Source organism: Pseudomonas sp. Root71, assembly GCF_001429045.1.
In the GTDB taxonomy this organism is placed as follows: Bacteria; Pseudomonadota; Gammaproteobacteria; order Pseudomonadales; family Pseudomonadaceae; genus Aquipseudomonas; species Aquipseudomonas monachiensis.
In genome coordinates, this window is the sequence record NZ_LMHY01000029.1 from 58,032 (window position 1) to 78,536 (window position 20,505).

The window sequence follows — 20,505 nt, forward strand, 5'->3', positions numbered from 1 at the left end:
CGGGCGCCCTGCCCGGCCTACTCCCTTTTTCGCAACTGTCTTCTAACCGGGGAGGCCCCATGCCGCCTGTCGCCACCGCACTGACCATCGCTCAACTGTTCGCCAACGCTGCCCAGGCCTACGGCGACCGCCCGGCCATCGAGGACGCGGGCCACGTCATCAGCTACCGACAACTGGACCAACTGCGTCGCCAGGCTGCCCGCGCACTGCTGGCCCTCGACGTACAGGTCGGGGACCGCGTGGCGATCTGGGCGCCCAACGTGTGGGAATGGATCGTCGCCGCCGGCGCCCTGCAAAGTGTCGGCGCCGCCCTGGTGCCACTCAACACCCGAATGAAGGGTAGTGAGGCCGGCTACATCCTGCGCGAAAGCGGCACCTGCGTGCTGTTTGCCATCGGCGAATTCCTTGGCGCGGACTACCCCGGCATGCTGGCGTCGGAAGACCTGCCTGAGCTGCGCCACATTGTCAGCCTGCGCAGTGCCAATCCGGGCACCCTGGCTTGGGAACGGTTTATGGATCTGGCGGCCGACGTGCCACACCTGGCCCTGCGCACCCGCGAACAGAGCGTTGGCCCACAGGCCTTGTCCGACGTGCTGTTCACCTCAGGCACCACCGGCAAACCCAAAGGCGTAATGACCAGCCACGGCCAGAACCTGCGCATCGTGCGCGACTGGAGCGATATCGTCGGCTTGCGCGAGAGCGATCGCTACTTGATCGTCAATCCGTTCTTCCACTCCTTCGGCTACAAGGCCGGTTGGCTGGCCGCCTTGATGCGTGGCTGCACCCTCCTGCCGCAGCAAGTGTTCGACGTGCAGGCCGTGCTCGAATGCGTGCAGCGCGAACGCATCACCGTGTTGCCCGGGCCGCCGACGTTGTATCAATCGTTGCTGGCCCATCCGCAACGCAGTGCCTTCGACCTGAGTTCCTTGCGCGTGGCGGTAACCGGGGCAGCGGCGATCCCCGTGGAGATGATCCACCGCATGCGCGACGAACTGGGCTTCGCGACCATCGTCACCGCCTATGGCCTGACGGAAGTCTGCGGTTTCGCCACGATCTGTCGCGCCGGCGACTCCGCGGAACGGGTCGCCAACACCAGTGGCCGGGCGATGCCGGGGGTAGAAGTACGCTGTGTCGGCAACAACGGTCGCAGCCAGCCGGCGAACATTCCCGGTGAAGTGCAGATTCGCGGCTACAACCTGATGCAGGGTTATCTGAACAACCCCGAAGCCAGCCAGGAGATTCTCGACGCCGACGGCTGGCTGCACACCGGTGACATCGGCATGCTCGACGAACAGGGTTACCTGCGCATCACCGACCGCCTCAAGGACATGTTCATCACCGGCGGCTTCAATGTGTACCCGGCGGAGATCGAACAGTGCCTGCTGACCTATCCGGGCGTGGCCCAGGCAGCGGTGATCGGTATTCCTGACGAGCGCATGGGTGAAGTGGCGATGGCGTTCCTGCTGCCTGCTCCCGGGATGGAAATCGAACAGGTGCGGTTCCTCGCCTGGTGCCGTGAGCAGATGGCCAACTACAAGGTGCCGCGCCGGGTGCAAGTGCTGCAGAGCATGCCGATCAATGCGGCGGGCAAAGTGACCAAGAATGTGTTGCGCGAGTGGGCACTTCAGCCAGTCAATTAAGACCGGGGCCTCAAAAAAGATCGCAGCCTTCGGCAGCTCCTACTGGTGTACACCGATCCCTGTAGGAGCTGCCGAAGGCTGCGATCTTTTGCTTGTTTCAGACCACCCGCGCTGGATGCTGCTGGCGCGGGTCGCCGAGCATGGCGCGATGGGATGGTGGCTGGCGGCCTTCGGCTTCGCTGATGCCGTAGCCAGGGGCGATTTCGGCGGTGATCAGGGTCTGCCCGGACAACGCCATCAATTGCGGATCATTGAGCAAGGCATGAATCACCCGCCCGTTGAATTGCGGGGTTTCGGCGTGGGCCAGGAATGCCTGGTACTGCTCTCCATGCTGCTCGCCGGCAATCTTCGTGCGTTCGGTCAGTTGCGGGCCGAGCCACAGCGACAACGCCGCCACGCCCTGCCCCTCAAAATCGATGGCCATGTCCGCTGCCAGCTTGTCGACCCCGGCCTTTTGCGCGCCGTACGCCGGGCCATGCATGTAGCAGCCGGCGCCGAATGACGAGGTAAAGCAGATCAGCCCCTGGGCACTTTTCAGCAACAACGGCGCGGCGTAGAAACTGGCGATGTAGGCCGAACGCAGACCGACGTCGAGAATGCGCACCAGGTCCAGCGGCTTGGCCCAGAACGGCCCCGGCTCGATCAACCGGTCATGGATGAACGCGGCGTTGTTCACCAGCAAATCCAGATGTCCGCACTCATTTTCCACGCGGCTAAACAGCGCCTGAACCTGCGCGTCATCGGCGTGATCACAGACCACCGCGATACCGCGCCCACCGGCGGCGGTGATCGCCGCGGCGGTGTCCGCAAGCGAACCGCGCAAGGCATGCCCGTACAAATTCGATCCGCCCTGCGCCGGGGCACGACCGGTGACATACACCGTCATGCCCGCCGCCCCGAGGGCCAGGGCAATGCCCTGCCCGACTCCGCGACTGGCACCGGTCACTACGGCGATCCGTGGATGCTGGTTGTTCATTCGACACTCCCGAACAAGGTTTTCGCCGAAGCGGTTTCGCTCTGGCGCTTGATGTGATTGGCGGCCAGGTAACCGAAGGTCATGGCCGGGCCGATGGTCGAACCGGCACCCGGATAGGTGCGGCCCATCATCGAGGCTGCGCTGTTGCCGATGGCGTACAGGCCGTTGATCGGTTCGCCGTCTTCATGCAACACGCGGGCGTGCACATCGGTCAGCAGGCCACCCTTGGTACCGATGTCGCCGGCGTCGATGCGCACGGCGTAGAACGGCTCTTTGAGCAACGGCGCCAGGCACGGATTGGGTTGCACGTTCGGGTCGCCGTAGTAGCGGTCGAACAGCGATTCGCCCTTGTGGAAATCCTCGTCGACGCCCTGCACGGCCATGCCGTTGAAACGCTGCACGGTGCGCATCAGCCCCCCAGCGTCGACGCCGATTTTCGTCGCCAGTTCTTCCAGGCTCGACGCCTTGTGGAAGTAATCACGCAAATGCTCGGGCAACTGCCAATCGCGCTGGGCATAGCCCGGCAACAAGGCGCCACACGGGTATTTGCGGCGGAACTCGGCGTCGAACACCATCCAGCACGGCACGCTCGCGGCGCCTTCGCGGTTGTTGGCGTACATCGCGTAAACGATATCGGTATAGGGCGCGGCTTCGTTGACGAAACGCTCCCCCGCCGCGTTGACCATCACGCACCCCGGAAGAGTGCGTTCAACGAACAGCGCACGCTGTTTTTCTTCACCCTTGACGTAGGTGGTCGGCGCCCACCAGCTGTGCTCCATCAACGCGGTCCGCGCACCAAGGGCCTGGCCGGCGCGGATGCCGTCGCCGGTATTGTTGGGCGGCGTGGCACTCCAGTTCGCCCGGGACGGCTGCGGCAGGTACTGCTCGCGCATCGCCTGGTTCCGCTCGAAACCACCGGCGGCGATGATCACCCCATAGCGTGCCTTGACGTTGAGCAACTGACCGTTGCGATTGACCCGCGCCCCACCAACCCGGTCACCGACCAGCAGCAACTCTTCCAGCGCACAGTTGAGCCACAGCGACTTGCCGCGATCCTGCAACGAACAGCGCAAGGCACCGATCAAGGCATTGCCCAAGGTCAGGAAACGATCGCGGCGGGACAAGCGCCGGCCTTCGCGGTCCTTCCAATAACGCCACATCACCCGCAGGGTCAGGCGCAACCAGCCGGGGCCACGGCACAGCAGCACTTGCGCCTCTTTCATGGTCATCGCCATGCGCCCCATCATCAGGGTGCCAGGGGACGGTGCGCGCATGCGCAAGAATTCTTCTCCGAGTTCGGCGGCATCGAACGGTTGTGGATCCATCGAGCGATAGCCCGGTTTTCCGCCCTCGACTTCCGGGTAGTAATCGGCATAGCGCGGTTGCGCCTCGAAGCGCACGCGGGTGTGTTGTTCCAGGTACTCGACCATCTCCCGGCCATGCTCGACATAGGCTTCGATGCGCCCGTCGTCGATCTCGCCATGGGTCACCGCGCGGATGTAGGCAATCGCTTCGGCCGCCGAATCACTGCCGCCGATCGCATTGATCCGGTGATTGTTGGGGATCCAGATGCCGCCGCCGGACACCGCCGAGGTGCCGCCGTACTCGCCGCTCTTTTCGATCAGCAGCGCATTGAGGCCCAGGTCGTGGGCGCGCAGCGCAGCGGTCATGCCTCCGGCCCCAGAGCCAATCACCAACACATCACAGCACTCGTCCCATTTGATCCCGGCAGCGTTCATGCGATCACCCTTGTTCAGCGCCCATCAGGCAGAAACCGCCACCGCCGGATCTTCGCCCGGTGCAGTCGGTCTCGGGATTGTTCGCCGCGCGCGCCGGGTGTTCATCGTCCGATAAGACTAAGGCCAGGCCTGCTGCCACCCCGTACAAATCGCTTAGTCCGCTTGGACGATGTTGCGCGCAATTGGTGACTCCATAGTCGCCCACAGCACCAATCACCCCCCTGAAATGCAGGTCGGGCAGGTCTGACCTGGGCCATGAGGACGACATGATAAAAACAATAATCGCCCCACCAACACAGCACACTCGCACACAGCTTGTTCTATTGATGCTGGCTGGCGGACTTAGCGCTCACGTTAACGCCATGAGCTTTCAGCCAAGCGAAGACTTGAGCATCGACTGGGACACTACACTGACGTACAGCCTCGCCTGGCGGACCGAGGCTCGCGATCACAAACTGACCGCGAACGCTAACGGCAACGATGGCGATAACGCGTTCGACAAAGGCAGCCTGATCAACAACCGCAGCGGCTTTCTCACCGAAGCCAACATCAAGTGGCAAGACGACTACGGCGTGTTCGTGCGGGCGACGGGCTTCTACGACAACGTCTACGATCAGGACAACGACAACACCACCGGCACTTCCAACTGCTTCGCCGGCGGCCATTGCAGCAAGCCTGACCGCTTCTCCCAGGACACCATCGACCAGCACCGCAATGAACTGCGCATGCTCGATTACTACGCCTATGGCACATGGGACCTGAGCGGCCATGCCTTCAACGCGCGCCTGGGTAACCAGGTGGTGAGCTGGGGTGAGAGCCTGTTCTATCCGGGCATTTCCGCGGCCCAGAGCCCGGTGGACGCGACCAAGGCGACCACCCCGGGCGTCGAGGTCAAGGAAATCCTGCTGCCGGTCGGCCAACTGTTCACCCAGTTCGCCCTGACCGAAAGCCTGGGTATCCAGGCCTACTACCAATACAAGTGGGAAAAGACCGAGCTGTTCGGCGTGGGTAGCTACTTCTCCACCACCGACTTCATCGACGAGGGCGGCTTCAACGACGCCTCCGGTTTTGTCACCCGTCTGAAGGACGACAAACCGAGCGACAGTGGCCAGTACGGTCTGGCCTTCACCTACGCCGCCGAGTCGCTGAAAAACACCGAGTTCGGCATCTACTACTCGCGTTATCACGACAAGACCCCATCACTGGACTTCGCATCGACCCTGGGCCGCTATCAGGTGCGCTACTTCGACAACATCGACCTGTTCGGCGCGAGCTTCGCCACCGTGCTGGGCGACGTCAGTTGGGCCGGTGAAGTCAGCTACCGCGACGGTACGCCGGTGATGGTCAACAACGGTTTCTCCAGCCCCGTGCGCGGCAAGACAATACAAGCGCAAACGTCGATGATCTACGTGCTTGGCCCGACGTCCTTCGCCGACAACACCAGCCTGACCGGCGAGGTGGTCTACAACACCGTGGTCAGCAACGACAAGTCGCAGCCAGTGACCCTGGCCCCTGGCTTCGCGCTGCCGGGAACCGACAGCCTGGTCTATGACCGCGATGCCTGGGGCTACACGGTACAAGCGAACTTTGACTACAACAACGTGTTCAGCGGATGGGACATGACGGTGCCTGTCACCTTCAGCGCCGCCGCCCACGGCGACAGCTCGATGGTCGGCTCGATCAACGCCGGCCAGAACGATAACCGCGCCAGCATCGGCAGTTCGTGGCGCTACCTCGGCAACTTCACCGTCGAGGCCCGCTACAACGCCTACCTCGGCAACGCCAACAACAGCCCGTTGGCCGACCGCGACAACGTCGCGCTCAACTTCAAGTACCGGTTCTGATTCCCCTGTCGGAGGAGCACAGCATGTCCAGATTCACCCAAACCTTATTGAGCACGGCATTGACCGTCGGTCTGCTCGGCAGTGGCCTGGCTTACGCCAAGGTCAGCCCCGAGGAAGCCGCCCGCCTTGGCCAGGACCTGACCCCGATGGGCGCCGAAAAGGCCGGCAACGCCGACGGCAGCATCCCGGCCTGGACCGGCAAATGGCGCGGTCTGCCACCGGGTCTCACGTTCGGTGGTGCAGGCACGCCGTACCCGGACCCCTATGCGTCTGAAAAACCCTTGTTCACCATCACCGCGCAGAACATGGACCAGTACGCCGCCAACCTGACCGACGGCCAGAAAGCTTTGTTCAAGCGCTACCCGGACTCTTTCAAGATGCCGGTGTACCCGAGCCATCGCGACTTCCGTGTCGATCAGCTCACCGAAGACGACATCAAGAAAAACGCCCTGAACGCGGAGCTCTCCAACGACGGCAACGACACCAGCAATGCCTTCGGTGCCTCGCCTTTCCCGATTCCGAAGAACGGCAACGAACTGATCCTCAACCACACCATGTCAGGGCGGTCCTTCACCGAAGAGGCCGTCTACCAACAGGCAGTGATCTATCCCGACAAAAATCGGGTGACGGAGAAGGTCGACTACAAGATCTTTTCGGTGTGGGCCGACCCCAAAAAGACCCTGGACACATCCGGTGGCATCCTCACGCACTTTTTGCTCACCACCTTGGAACCCGTGCGCAAGAAGGGTGAGATCGTCGTCGGTCACGAGTTCATCAATGCCACCGCCGAACCACGGCAAGCCTGGCAATACTCCCCGGGTCAACGCCGCGTGCGCCGCGCGCCGACCGTCGGCTACGACTCACCTAGCGGTGCGGGCGGCTTCCGGGTCTATGATGAAGATCGCTTGTTCAACGGCGCCCCGGATCGCTACAACTGGTCCATCGTCGGTAAAAAAGAGATCTACATTCCGTACAACAACTACAAGATCGACCAACCTGACGTAAACATCGAACAGATCCTGTCCACCACCGGTCACATCAACCCGGATATCATGCGCTACGAGAAACACCGCGTGTGGATCGTGCAGGCCACGCTCAAGCCAAACGCACGGCATCTCTATGCCAAGCGTGTGCTCTATCTGGACGAGGATAGCTGGCAGGCCGCCCTGGCAGACAACTACGACAGCCGTGGACAACTGTGGCGCACAAACATGCAAACCTCGATCTACGCCTATCACATCGAGCGTTTCCACTCCCGTCTGGGCATCTACCACGACCTGATCGCAGGCTCCTACCTGGTTGACCGCATGCTGGTCGATCAAAAGCCTGCCAAGCTCAATGCCAGCAATTTCGTCGACGAAGAATTCACCCCCGGCAACCTGCGCAAGCTCGGCACCCGCTAAACCTCGCCGCCCCGGCCGACGCGTTCAGCCGGGGCGGCGACGGCATCGTGCGTGCCAAACTGGTCGCGCCACCAACCCCGACGGCAGAACAGCAAAACCGATGCCTATCAGCTGTGGCAAGAATTCCGTGATCACGGTAACTGATGGCAGAATGACGACGCCTGGTGAGGCGCGGGAGACCCTGGGCGGTTCAAGCCCTGATCAGACAAGGCGTAGTGCGACGGCGCTCGTTCTTATAACAAGAAAAATTCTGGAGATACTCGATGCGTTGTTACCGTCAATGGCTCGTCCTGTGTCTCGGGCTCTTCGCAGCGTCCATTCGCGCACAGGAAACCCCACCTGTGCCTCACCCCGAGTACCAGGTAAGTGCACCAAAAGGTGCGCCCAATGTGGTGATCGTGATGCTCGACGATGTTGGCTTCGGCGCATCGTCAACTTTTGGCGGGCCCGGCCAGACACCGGTGCTCGACACACTGGCGCATGAAGGGCTGCGTTACAACAGTTTTCATACCACCTCGATTTGCTCACCGACGCGCGCGTCACTACTGACCGGTCGCAACCCGCATGCGGTCGGGATCGGCACGGTAGAGAACGTGCCTGACGATCGCCCGGGTTACAGCGGCTTCCACACCAAGGATACTGCGACCATAGCGGAAATCCTGCGCCAGAATGGCTACAACACTGCCGCCTTTGGCAAATGGCATCAGACGCCCGACTGGGAAGTTTCGCCGAGCGGCCCCTTCGACCGATGGCCGACTGGTGAGGGTTTCGAACGTTTCTACGGCTTCATGGGCGGAGAAACCGATCAATATGATCCGTCGCTTTACGACGGTACGACGCCGATCATGCGGCCGCCAGGCAGCAACTATCACCTGACCGAAGATCTCGCCAACCACGCGATCGAATGGTTGCGCGTACAGCACTCGGTCACGCCGAACAAGCCGGTGTTCCTGTACTTCGCGCCGGGCGCGACCCATGCTCCGCTGCAGGCACCGAAGGAGTGGATCGAAAAGTATCGTGGCCAGTTTGACCAGGGGTGGGACAAGCTGCGCGAGGAGACCTTCGCCCGGCAGAAAAAGCTTGGCATCATCCCGGCTGACACCGTACTCACGTCACGAGACCCACGGATGCCAGCATGGGACACGCTGACACCGGATCAGAAGCGCATCGCTTCGCGATTGATGGAGGTTTACGCCGGCTTCCTGGAACATACCGACGTCCAGGTCGGCAAGTTGATCGATACACTCAAGGCCAATGGCCAGTTCGACAACACGATGTTCATCTACATCGTCGGCGACAATGGAGCGAGCACCGAAGGTGGTTTGCTCGGCAGCGCGAACTATTTCGGCCCCATACAAGGATTGCCGGAAAGCGACACGAGCAAACTCGCGCAGCTGGATAAACTCGGCGGACCTGGCACGCACGCGCACTATCCGGCTGGCTGGGCGTGGGCGATGGACACACCGTTCCAATGGACGAAGACCGTTGCATCGCATCTCGGCGGCACGCGCAACCCGATGGTGATCACATGGCCGAAGGGAATCATGGATCGCGGCGGATTGCGCAGCCAGTTCAGCCACGTCAACGATATTGTGCCGACCATCCTGAACGCGGCGCATATCAAAGAGCCAACCACGGTCAATGGCATCGCGCAGAAGCCCATGGATGGGACGAGCTTGATCTACAGCTTTGCTGACGCGAAAGCGCCCGAGCGCCACACCACTCAGTACTTCGAGGTCTTCGGGAACCGCGCAATCTACCATGACGGCTGGATCGCATCGGCGTTTCATCGCAGGCTCCCCTGGTCAACCATCAGTGGTTTCACAACGAAGAAGTTCGAGGAAGATCAATGGGAGCTGTACGACCTGAAAAAAGACTATTCGCAAGGCAATGATCTGGCACAGCAAGAGCCGGCACGACTCGCTGCGTTGAAGGATCTGTTCATGCAGGAGGCAGGGCGTAACCAGGTGCTTCCGCTCGCCGACCTCGCCATGTCGGGCTCCAAAGGACTTCCCGCGCTCCACGAAGGTCGCACTCGCATGACTTTCCACGAAGGTGCCGTCGGCATCCCTGAATCGGCGCTGCCCAAGACATACAACCGTTCATGGAGTGTGACTGGAATCGTCGACGTCGGCGCGCAAGCGCACGGAGTGGTTGCGACGGTGGGCGGCAACAGTGCCGGATGGTCGCTCTATCTCGACGCCGAACAGCATCCGATGTTCACTTACCGCCTTTTCGATCTGAAGACGGTGACGTTCCGCGGGGCCGAGCCACTCAAACCTGGCCGTCACGAACTTCGTTTCGATTTCGACTACGACGGCGGAGGTTATGCCAAGGGCGCAGCGATCCAATTGCTGGTCGATGGCGTATTGATCGGCAAGGACCATTTACCCGCAAGCCCGCCGGCTTTCTTCACGATCGAAGAAACCTTTGACGTCGGGATCGACCACGGCTCCTGCGCAGGTGACTATCCCGAGGAATCCGCGCCCGGCTATACCTTTACAGGAGGTCGGATCGAGGAGGTATCAATCGAACTGCGGTAGGTCGCAAGGGAGTTCAGGGCATTAGCCTCGTCGACTCATGCTGTGCGCGCTCTTCCCGACCCAGGCTTGTTGAGGCGTGGGATTATGCCCGGGTCGATCTCGGTGCTGCTGCCGTCGAGTTTCGACAGGCCCGGTCAGCGAATAAAATGCCAAATAAAATTAAGCCTTAAATTCGAGGATCATTGCTTGTCGACCGCCAAGAACCTGTTCCTGGGGCTGTGCTCCTTGCTGCTGCTCAACCTCCCGGTGCATGCACAGGAGGCCGCATCGCCGCACTTGGCGAAAGACCCCGCCGGCTATGCCGACGCCGCCAGTTGCCTCGGTTGTCATGCCAAGCAGGCCAGGGACTGGAAAAATTCCGATCACGACTGGGCGATGCGTGAGGCGACTCCAGCCAATATGCTGGGCAATTTCAAGGATGCGCGGTTCAAGGATGGCGGTGTGCAGGCGAAGTTTTTCCGCCGCGGCGAGAAGTTCTTCGTCAACATCGAAGGCGCGGATGGCAAACCGGCGGACTTCCTTATTCGCTACACCTTTGGCTACAAACCGCTGCAGCAGTACCTGGTGGAGTTTCCCGGTGGCCGCCTGCAGAGCCTGACCATTGCCTGGGATACACGACCGAAGGCCGAAGGTGGACAGCGCTGGTTCTCGCTTTACCCTGGTCAGCGTTTTGCGCCGAATGACCCATTGCACTGGACCGGGCGCTACCAGAATTGGAATGCAATGTGCGCGGATTGCCATTCGAGCAACCTGCTGAAGAATTACGACGATAAAACCGACAGCTTCTCCACCACTTGGCACGAGCCAAACGTCGGCTGCCAGGGGTGCCACGGCCCGGCACAGAAACACGTCGAATGGGCCGAAAAAGCCAAGGACAAACCCGAGAGCGAAGCCAGGGATGTGGGCCTGCCGGTGGATTTCAAGGCGCTCGGCAGCCAGGGTCTGATGGAGCAATGCGCCTACTGTCACAGTCGCCGGCAGAGCCTGGGCATCGGCCAGCAGCCGGGTAAGCCGCTGCTTGATGCGGCGTTGCCAGCCACTCTACGGCCCGATCTCTACCATGCCGATGGGCAGATCCAGGGCGAGGTGTACGTCTATGGCTCTTTCGCCCAGAGCAAAATGTACGCCGCAGGGGTGACCTGTACAGATTGCCACGATCCGCACACCGCCAAGGTCAAGATCGAAGGCAACGACCTCTGTCAGCAGTGTCACACCCAGGCGCCACCTGCGCGTTTCCCCAGCTTGCAGGCGAAGAACTACGACAGTCCCGAGCATCATCACCACGCGGCGGGCTCTGCCGGCGCGCAGTGCGTCAATTGTCATATGCCGGAGCAGACCTACATGGTCGTTGACCCGCGTCGCGACCATAGCCTGCGCCTGCCGCGCCCGGATCTGGCCGCCAGGACCGGCAGCCCGGATGCCTGCACTGCATGCCATAAGGACAAGGAGCCGGCGTGGGCGGCCAAGTCCATCGAAGGCTGGTTCGGCAAGCCACAGCGGCCGCCGCACTACGGCGAAACGCTGCATGGCGCCCGCCAGGGTAGCGCCGATGCGTTGCCGCAACTGGCGGCAGTGATTGGCGACTTGGGCAAGCCGGCGATCGTCCGCGCTACCGCTGCCGAACAACTGGCGGCGCTGGGCGAGCCGGCCTTGCCGAGCTTGACTCAGGCGCTCAAAGACCAGAGTCCGCTGGTGCGTGCCTACGCGATTCCTGCCTTTACCGAGCTGGCGCCAGTGGAGCGGGTCAAGCGTCTGCTGCCGTTGCTGGACGACCCGCAACGCGCGGTGCGCGACGAGGCACTGCGTGCGCTGGCGGGTATTCCCCTGATTGCCCTGCCCAAAGAGCGGCGCGAAGGCTTCACCGCGGCCCTCGACGACTACGAGCGGCGCCTGCGCGGTAATGCCGACCTGCCCGGCAGCCGCCTCAATCTGGCCGTGCTGCTGGAGCGCAAGGCTCTGCAGTTGGAAGCGCTGGAGCAGTACCGCCAGGCGCTCAAACTTGATCCCTATTTCTCGCCGGCGCGGATCAACCTGGTGACGCTGGCAAACGGCGTCTTGCGCCAGGACGAAGCCGAGCAGGTCCTGCGCGAGGGCGTGGCACTCAACGAGATGCCAGCGAGCGATCGGGGCAACCTGGCGTACATGCTGGCGCTGTTGCTGGTCGAGCGCGGTAAGGCCGAGGAAGGTTTGCAGTGGATGGAGCAGGCCGCTATCGCCTTGCCCGACAACTCGCGGATTCGCTACAACCAGGGGCTGCTCCTGCTACAAATGCGGCGCCGCGATGCTGCGCGCACGGCGCTGGAAGCCGGTCTGGCGCAATCCCCGCAAGATCCCGATCTGCTTTACGCGCTGATTTATCAGCACGGTACGGGCGGCCAGCGCGAACAGGCGGTGCAGTACCTCCGGCGCCTGGAGCAGGCCGCGCCTGGCGATCCGCGCCTGGCGCAGCTCAAGCGACAGATGGGCTTGCATTAGCCTGGCGTTGCACCCGTAGGTGGTGCAAGCCCTGCCCGGAATGCCAGGGTCGCAGGGTGGAATCGAGGAGCAACCCGATATCGCTTAGTCCGGTTGGACGATGTTGCATTGCAAGCGTGACTCCATAGTCGCCCCAGCTTCACTTCCCACCCCTGAACTGCAGGTCGGGCCGGCCTGACCGCTGCGCATGCTCGATTACTACGCCTATGGCACCTGGGACGTGAGTGGTCACGCCCTCAACGCGCGCCTGGGCAACCAGGTGGTGAGCTGGGGTGAGAGCCTGCTCTACCCGGGTTTTCCGCGGCCCAGAGCCCATTGGCCGACCGCGACAACGTCGCGCTCAGCTTCAAGAACCGGTTCTGATTCCCCTGTCGGAGGAGCACAGCATGTCCAGATTCACCCAAACCTTATTGAGCACGGCATTGACCGTGGCTCTGCTCGGCAGTGGCCTGGCTTACGCCAAGGTCAGCCCCGAGGAAGCCGCCCGCCTGGGCCAGGACCTGACCCCGATAGGCGCCGAAAAGGCCGGCAACGCTGACGGCAGCATCCCGGCCTGGTCCGGCAAATGGCGCGGTCTGCCACCGGGTCTAAAGTACGCCGGCCCCGGCACCCCGTATCCGGACCCGTACGCCGCGGAAAAACCACTGTTCGTGATCGATTCGAAGAACATGGACAAGTACGCCGACAACCTGACCGATGGCCAGAAAGCGTTGCTCAAGCGTTACCCTGATACCTTCAAGATCCCGGTGTACCCGAGCCACCGCGACTTCCGCCTCGATCAGCGCATGGAAGACCTGATCAAGAAAAACGCCGTCACTGCCGAACTCGACAATGACAACAACGACACGAAAAACGCCTGGGGTGCTTCTCCGTTCCCGATCCCGAAGAACGGCAGCGAGTTGATGTTCAACCATACCTTGCAGTCGCGCGCCAACACTGAAGAGGCCAACTACGGCCAGGCGGTGGTGTACGCCAACAAGGAAAAGGTGCTCGAAGAGGTCAACTACAAGATCTTCTCGATCTGGTCCAGTCCGGACAAATCTCTGGAGACGGCCAACGGCATCCTCACCAACTTCCTGATCACCACGCTGGAACCGGTGCGCAAGAAAGGCGAAATCGTCGTCGGCCACGAGTTCATCAACCCGACCTCCTCCCCGCGCCAGGCCTGGCAGTACAGCCCCGGTCAGCGCCGGGTGCGTCGCGCGCCGACCGTAGGCTACGACTCGCCGACCGGCGCGGGAGGTTTTCGCGTGTACGACGAAGACCGTTTGTTCAACGGTGCACCGGACCGCTACAACTGGACCATCGTCGGCAAAAAAGAAATCTACATTCCTTATCACAACTACAAGATCGATGATCCGAGCGTGAGCACCGATCAGATTCTGGCCACCACCGGTCATATCGATCCGCAGTACATGCGCTATGAAAAACACCGCGTCTGGGTGCTGCAAGCCACCCTCAAGGAAGGTGCCCGCCACGTGTACGCCAAGCGTGTGATGTACCTGGACGAGGACACTTGGGCCGCGACCCTGGCCGACAACTACGACAGCCGTGGCCAGTTGTGGCGCACCAACATGCAGACCTCGATCTACGCCTACGAAATGCAGCGCTACCACGCTCGCCTCGGGATCTATCACGACCTGATTGCCGGCTCGTATCTGGTTGACCGGATGCTGATCGATCAGAAACCGGCGAAGCTCAACGCCACCGCCTTCACCGAAGACGAATTCACCCCTGGCAACCTGCGCAAACTCGGCACCCGCTAAAACCTCAGTGCCCCGACCGACTCATTCGGTCGGGGCGTTATGCTTTTCCAATTCTGTAGATTTCACGGAAGACTGCTCATGAATAAACTCCTCACCGGCGTCATCGCAATGGCCAGCGTTGGCCTGTCGATGCACGCCAATGCCCTGAACATCCTGCTGACCAACGACGACGGTTGCCGCGCACCCGGTATCGATGCGATGTACCGCGCCCTGACCGCCGCCGGGCACAAGGTCACCCTGGTCGGCCCATTGAACGACAGCAGCGGCATCAGCGCCGCCAGCGTGGTCGTGCCCGGCCAGGCCCTGGCGGTGACCGAACTGGCGCCGGGCAAATTTTGCGTCGGGCCGCCGGAGGGCTACACCCCGCCTGCCGGCAAGACCTCTGCCATCGGCACGCCAGTGGATGCGGTCAACGTCGGCCTCGATGTGATCCTCAAGGATTCGCCGCCAGACCTGGTGGTATCCGGCACCAACTTCGGCGAAAACGTCGGCCCGTTGACGCAGATGTCCGGCACCCTGAACGCTGCGGTACGCGCGATGTTCAAAGGTGTTCCGGCAGTAGCGGTGTCAACGGCCATCGACATGGACCTGATCATCCGCGACCAGCAGGCCGGCTACCGCAAAACCCTTGGCGCCATGGACGACACGGCGCGGTTTGCCGTGAAGGTCATTGAACAGGCGAGCCTGGCCGGTACCGAAGCTAAACAGGCCTGCACCAAGAACAAACATCAGTGTGATTTGAACGTGCTCGGCCTGCCGGGTATCAGCGGCTTGAACCTCAACTACCCGCCCCTGAAACCCGAAGAAGTCAAAGGCGTGAGCTTTGCCCCGATCGGCAACTGGGATCGGGTGAACTTCACCTCACAGCGCGGCGCCGACGGCGTGGTCCACGTCAACCTGGCCCCACCGTCGACACCAACCGACGCCCAGCAAAAGGCCGATGCCTATCAACTGTGGCAAGGCCACGCGGTGATCACCGTGATCGACGGCAACATGACCGCGCCGCAGGCGATGCAGGATCAGGCGAAGAAGATGTTGCGCGGGATCAAGCCTTAAGCCAATGCAGATGGGGTGTACGCAACTTCTGTGAACCACCCAAATCACTGTGGGAGCGAGCTTGCTCGCGATGAGGCCGGCCCATTCAACATCAATGTCGCCTGACAGACCGCCATCGTCGGAACGCCGCCCGGAGCAAGCTCGCTCCCACAGGGTTATCAGGTGTACGCAATATCTGCGAACAACCAAATTCACTGTGGGAGCGAGCTTGCTCGCGATTGAGGCAACACGGTTCCAGATCAAACCCAGATCGCATCCCACAACGGATAGTCACCAAGCTTCTCAACCAACCCAGCCCGCAACGGGTTGGCGACGACATATCGAGCAAGCTTCACCAAGTCTTCATCCCGCCGCAGTGCCCGATCGTGATAGCCCTGCTGCCAAAGACTGCCTTTACGTCCGACGGACATGTTCACGGCCCGCGTACTCAATGATTTGGTTTTTTGCATCAGCTGACTGAGTGAGCACTGCTGCAACTCGATCAACCAATGAAAATGATCGGGCATGACAACCCAGGCTAACGAGTTCGCCCAATATTGTTCCTGTGCATATTGAAATTGCTTGACGACCAGCCTGCCCAGACCGAAATCCTTGAAAACCGGTTCTCGGTCCAGCGTGTTGCTCGTCAGCAGGTAAATCCTGTTGGGTTCAGGATAGCGGCCTGTGCGCAGGCGATGCGAGGCGGGTAATTCAGGCATTCCTTTGCCCTCTCCATGGTGAATTCAGGAGGAAGGCTAGACCGGTGGATGCTTGAGCGTTGGGTCAGCTTTTGACTGGATGTGACCAATCGATAGCTATCGCGAGCAAGCTCGCTCCCACAATGATTTCGGCTGCTCGCAGATATTGCATACACCCATTAACCCTGTGGGCGAGAATGATCGTGCCAACCGCCATCTGATCTACCGCGCCGGCATAGAGGTTGCGCTCGGTTTCGTTTGCTTCAGTTTGCCGGCTGGAACGGCACAAACTCCGTCACTTCCAGATCAAACCCGGAAACAGCGGTGTACGGCACCGGCGAGCTCATCAGGCGCATTTTGCGCACGTTCTGGTCCCGCAGGATCTGCGCGCCGATGCCCAGGGTCCGTTGCGGAAACTGTGGTGCCCGGTGCTTGCCTCCACTGCGCTGACGCAGTTGTTCGAGCACGCCCTCGGCGGATTCCTTTTGCGCCAGCAGCACCAGCACACCGCTACCGGCCGCCGCGATACCGGCCAGCGAACGCTCCAGGGTCCACTGTTGCGGCCCGCCTGCGCTTTCACACCCCAGTACGTCACGCAACGTCTCGATGCTTTGCACCCGCACCAGCACCGGTTGCGTGCTGTCGATCCGGCCCTTGACCAACGCCATGTGCAACGAGCCCTGGTAGGTGTCCTGATAGGTGGTCACCTGGAACTCGCCGTGGCGGGTTTGCAACGGATATTCGCCGCCGCGTTCGATCGTGCCTTCATGCAGGATGCGATAGTGAATCAGGTCGGCAATGGTGCCGATCCGCAAACCATGGCGTTGGGCGAAGTCATGCAGCTCGGCACCACGGGCCAGTTCGCCGTCCTCGTTGAGGATGCCCACCAGGGTTGCCGCCGGTTGCAGCCCCGCCAGTCGCGTCAGGTCGCAAGCGGCCTCGACATGGCCGGCCCGCTGCATCACGCCACCGGGCAAGGCTTGCACCGGGAAGATATGCCCCGGTTGCACCAGGTCCGTCGGAACGCTGGCCGGGTCGACCGCCACCTGGATCGACCGCGCCCGGTCCGCTGCCGAGATGCCCGTGGACACTCCGGTGGCGGCTTCGATCGAGCGGGTAAAACCCACGCCATGTTGCGCCCGGGAGTTGGGCACCATCAGGTCCAGGCCCAGTGCGCGGCAGCGCTGCTCGGTCAGGGCCAGGCAAATCAGCCCGCGTGCCTGCACCGCCATGAAGGTGACAGCCTCGGCCCCGGCCTGTTCGGCGGCCATCAGCAACGAGCCTTCGCCGTTGTGTTCATCGTCGGTGATCACCACCATCCGACCGGCTCCGATGGCCTCGATCAGTTGCGGCACCGTGTTGAAAGCCAGGTCGTTCATTTGAGTGCCCCGCGCAGGTCGGTCGCCGCATCGGACAAAGCCTGTGCCGCCCCTTCGACGAATGCCGCCATGCTGATAAAGCCGTGGATCATGCCGTCACAACGCTGTACGCGCACAGGTACGCTGGCCTCGCGCAAGCACTCGGCCATTGCCTCGCCTTCATCGCGCAACGGATCGAATTCGGCGGTAATCAGGGTCGTTGGCGGCAATCCCGCCAGGCTCTCGGCGCGCAACGGCGAGGCCAATGGGTCCTCCGCCTGCCCGACGTCTTGCAGGTACTGCTGCCAGAACCAGCGCATCATCCCGGCGGAAAGCAGATAGCTCTGGGCAAAGTCTTCGAAGGACTGACTGTCGCAACCGGCGTCAGTGACCGGATAAAACAGGCACTGATAACTGATCTTCGGCCCCTGGCGTCGTGCCGCCAACTGACTGACCGCCAGCGCCAGATTGCCCCCGGCGCTGTCCCCGGCCACAGCCAGCCTGCTGCCATCGACGCGCAGTTCAGCCGCGTGTTCGACCAGCCAGCAGGTGGCCGCATAACAATCGAGCGGTGCAGCCGGGAACTTGCTTTCCGGCGCCAGTCGGTAGGCGACTGACACCACCACCGCCTCGGTCTGGCGGGCCAGCGAGCGGCAGAGATTGTCGTGGGTATCGAGGTTGCCCATGACAAATCCGCCGCCATGGAAAAACACCAGCAATGGCAGGTCGCTCTCTTCCGATGGCCGGTACAGCCGTGCGTCCAGTTCACCGTCCGCGCCGGCCACCCGCAGGTCGCACACCTCGCTCATCGGTTCGCCGGGGATGGCCGGCAGCAGGTTGTCGGAGAACTGCCGGTACTGAGCGGCATCGATATGACTGAAATCGGGCTCCGGGATGTCGCGAAACTGCTGGAGTACTCCAGCGATCTGCTTATCGAGCGGCATGGGCATCGTCCTCTACGTCAGTCATTTGAAACTGCGGATTGGTTTCTCCCAGGATGCTTTGCAGACGGCGTTCAAGGGCCGGTTTGAAACTCTTGTGGGGCAGGATCCAGAAACGCTTTTGCGCGACGGCGGCGAACACTTGCGCGGCCAGTTCCGCCGGGGTCATGCCCTGGCGAACGGTGCTGTCGAGCAGTTGACTGAAGTCGGACCCGGCGGTGCCCACTTCCTGGTTCGACGCCATGATTTCACTGGCCACCGGCCCCGGACACAGCACCGACACCGACACCGGCGCACCGATCATGGCGAGTTCGTAATGCAGGGTTTCCGAGAGCGCGACCACCGCCTGCTTGGTCACGTTGTACGGCGCCATCAGCGGGCTGCTGACCAGCCCTGCAAGGGATGCCGTGTTGATCACATGGGCTGCCCGGCCCTGACTGAGCAGCAGCGGCACAAAGCTGCGAATGCCGTTGATCACGCCGTTGAGGTTGACGTCGAGCATGCGCTGCCATTGCGCCTCGGTGATTTCCCAGCTGAAGCCGGTTTGCATCACCCCGGCGTTGTTGAACAGCAGGTCGACCCCGCCAAAGTGCTCGACAGCCCGGTCACGCAAGCGCTCGACCTGCGTTACATCACCGACATCGGTGACGCAGGCAATCGCCTGCACACCGCTGGATTTCAATTCCTCGCACAGGGCTTGCAGGCCCGCCGCATCCCGATCCGCCAGCACCAGGCGCATGCCCAGCGACGCCGCGTGTTCGGCCAGGCCACGGCCAATACCACTGGCGGCCCCGGTAATCACCGCTACCGGCCCTTGTTCATTACTCATCGCCAACTCCTGCCATGGGTCTAATGGCGCCAGTAGAGCGGGCCTACTTAAAGCAGCCATCGTCCATTCAGACGATGCCCGCTTTTACAGGGGCGGCAGAATCCGTTACATGCGCCAAACCCGTGATCCCTTGGGAGAATAATAAGATGAGTACCCTGCACCGCATCGAAGCCAAACTGCTGGAAGACCGCTACGCCCGTGGCTGGCATTGCCTGGGCCTGGCCGCGCAATACCGCGACGGCAAGGCCCACCGCCTGGAGGTGTTCGGCACCCGTCTGGTGGCGTTCCAGGGTGAAGACGGCGATCTGCATATTCTTGATGGCTACTGCCCGCACATGGGCGCCGACCTGAGCACCGGTTGCGTTGAAGGCAACTCGATCCGCTGCCCCTTCCACGCCTGGCGCTGGGGCGCCGATGGCGTGTGCGATGACATCCCTTATGCCAAGCGCATCCCGCCACGGGCCAGGATCAAGAGCTGGCCGATCATGGAAGAGAACCAACTGCTGTTCGTCTGGAACGACCCCGAAGGCAACCCGCCGCTGCCGGAACAACGCATTCCGCGCATCGACGCCTGCTACAGCGACGAATGGGCGGAGTGGGAAGTCGCCGAACTGCAGATTGGCACCAACTGCCGCGAACTGATCGACAACATCGCCGACATGGCGCACTTCGGCACCGTCCATGGCGCGCCGGTCGACGAGTTCATCAACATTTTCCAGGGCCACCTGGCCACCCAGATCATGCGCGCCCGCAGTGAGCGCCTGTCCGGCGATAGCGTGCTGACCACCGAAGCCACCTATTTCGGCCCGGCCTATCAGATCACCGAAATGAACGGCGCCATGAACGGCCAGCCAATCCATTCGATCCTGCTCAACTGTCACGTGCCGATTGACCTCGACAGCTTCACCCTGCGCTATGGCGTGCTGGTGAAGAAGATCCCGGGGCTCAGCGAAGAGCAGAACCAGGCAATGGCCAAGGCCTACGTGGCGCAAGCGCAGGCAGCCTTCTACGAAGACGTGGCCATCTGGCACAGCAAGACCCGCGTCGACAACCCGCTGCTGTGTGACGGCGACGGTCCGGTCTATCAGTTGCGCCGTTGGTACGAGCAGTTCTACACCGACGTCCAGGCGCTGTCGGCGGACGTTGCCGAACACAAGAAGTTTGTCGTGCGCGCCAGCGAACGGGTCTGACATCAGCGGCTTTTCGCCCGCCCCGGGCCTGAGCGGCAGCCGCCGGTCAGGCCCTGAGCCCGAGCGTT

15 protein-coding genes are annotated in these 20,505 nt (G+C 61.9%); 9 read left to right on the plus strand and 6 right to left on the minus strand.

What is annotated here, in order from left to right; all coding sequences use genetic code 11:
* Positions 1-59: 59 nt before the first annotated feature.
* Positions 60-1,640 carry a FadD3 family acyl-CoA ligase gene (locus ASD95_RS24265; protein WP_056722382.1) on the plus strand — a complete coding sequence of 527 codons (1,581 nt, stop codon included), beginning with the start codon at positions 60-62 and terminating at the stop codon, positions 1,638-1,640.
* Between the two features lie 97 nt (positions 1,641-1,737).
* On the opposite strand, the gene ASD95_RS24270 is transcribed toward ASD95_RS24265, so the two are convergent.
* Together ASD95_RS24270 and ASD95_RS24275 are read right to left on the minus strand one after the other, a co-directional pair.
* On the minus strand, positions 1,738-2,616 hold the full coding sequence (locus ASD95_RS24270; RefSeq protein WP_056722385.1) for an SDR family NAD(P)-dependent oxidoreductase: 879 nt from the start codon (positions 2,614-2,616) through the stop codon (positions 1,738-1,740).
* Entirely contained in the window at positions 2,613-4,355 is a 1,743-nt protein-coding gene (locus ASD95_RS24275; protein WP_056722386.1) for an FAD-binding protein, read from the minus strand. The genes ASD95_RS24270 and ASD95_RS24275 overlap by 4 nt, the downstream gene beginning before the upstream one ends.
* Before the next feature lie 266 nt (positions 4,356-4,621).
* On the opposite strand from ASD95_RS24275, the gene ASD95_RS24280 reads away from it, so the two are divergent.
* The 7 genes from ASD95_RS24280 to surE all read left to right on the plus strand — a co-directional run bounded on the left by ASD95_RS24280 (position 4,622) and on the right by surE (position 15,442).
* Entirely contained in the window at positions 4,622-6,199 is a 1,578-nt protein-coding gene (locus ASD95_RS24280) for a DUF1302 domain-containing protein (RefSeq protein WP_056722389.1), read from the plus strand.
* Between the two features lie 23 nt (positions 6,200-6,222).
* A complete protein-coding gene (locus ASD95_RS24285; RefSeq protein WP_056722390.1) occupies positions 6,223-7,602 on the plus strand; it encodes a DUF1329 domain-containing protein in 1,380 nt (459 codons plus the stop codon).
* Between the two features lie 263 nt (positions 7,603-7,865).
* Complete coding sequence (locus ASD95_RS24290) at positions 7,866-10,145, plus strand: arylsulfatase (RefSeq protein WP_056722392.1); 2,280 nt, start codon at positions 7,866-7,868, stop codon at positions 10,143-10,145.
* Positions 10,146-10,331: 186 nt separating this feature from the next.
* Positions 10,332-12,620 (plus strand): cytochrome c3 family protein, encoded by a 2,289-nt coding sequence (locus tag ASD95_RS24295; protein WP_056722395.1) that lies wholly within the window; start codon positions 10,332-10,334, stop codon positions 12,618-12,620.
* A gap of 187 nt (positions 12,621-12,807) precedes the next feature.
* The gene (locus ASD95_RS30000; RefSeq protein WP_223541592.1) at positions 12,808-13,158 is read left to right on the plus strand and encodes a DUF1302 family protein; all 351 of its coding nucleotides are present in this window, start codon (positions 12,808-12,810) and stop codon (positions 13,156-13,158) included.
* A complete protein-coding gene (locus ASD95_RS24300) occupies positions 13,049-14,386 on the plus strand; it encodes a DUF1329 domain-containing protein (RefSeq protein ID WP_236709765.1) in 1,338 nt (445 codons plus the stop codon). The genes ASD95_RS30000 and ASD95_RS24300 overlap by 110 nt, the downstream gene beginning before the upstream one ends.
* A gap of 78 nt (positions 14,387-14,464) precedes the next feature.
* Entirely contained in the window at positions 14,465-15,442 is a 978-nt protein-coding gene (surE, locus tag ASD95_RS24305) for a 5'/3'-nucleotidase SurE (protein WP_056722398.1), read from the plus strand.
* 239 nt (positions 15,443-15,681) lie between these two features.
* On the opposite strand, the gene ASD95_RS24310 is transcribed toward surE, so the two are convergent.
* The 4 genes from ASD95_RS24310 to ASD95_RS24325 form a co-directional block, all read right to left on the minus strand.
* Positions 15,682-16,140, minus strand: a complete 459-nt coding sequence (locus ASD95_RS24310) for an REP-associated tyrosine transposase (protein ID WP_056722400.1) — start codon at positions 16,138-16,140, stop codon at positions 15,682-15,684.
* Positions 16,141-16,382: 242 nt separating this feature from the next.
* The gene (locus ASD95_RS24315) at positions 16,383-17,498 is read right to left on the minus strand and encodes a 3,4-dihydroxy-2-butanone-4-phosphate synthase (protein ID WP_056722402.1); all 1,116 of its coding nucleotides are present in this window, start codon (positions 17,496-17,498) and stop codon (positions 16,383-16,385) included.
* Entirely contained in the window at positions 17,495-18,421 is a 927-nt protein-coding gene (locus tag ASD95_RS24320) for an alpha/beta hydrolase (RefSeq protein ID WP_056722404.1), read from the minus strand. The genes ASD95_RS24315 and ASD95_RS24320 overlap by 4 nt, the downstream gene beginning before the upstream one ends.
* Complete coding sequence (locus tag ASD95_RS24325; RefSeq protein WP_056722406.1) at positions 18,408-19,247, minus strand: SDR family NAD(P)-dependent oxidoreductase; 840 nt, start codon at positions 19,245-19,247, stop codon at positions 18,408-18,410. The genes ASD95_RS24320 and ASD95_RS24325 overlap by 14 nt, the downstream gene beginning before the upstream one ends.
* Positions 19,248-19,393: 146 nt before the next feature.
* Between ASD95_RS24325 and ASD95_RS24330 the strand changes: the two genes are divergently transcribed.
* A complete protein-coding gene (locus ASD95_RS24330) occupies positions 19,394-20,437 on the plus strand; it encodes a Rieske 2Fe-2S domain-containing protein (RefSeq protein WP_056722408.1) in 1,044 nt (347 codons plus the stop codon).
* Positions 20,438-20,505 lie beyond the last annotated feature (68 nt).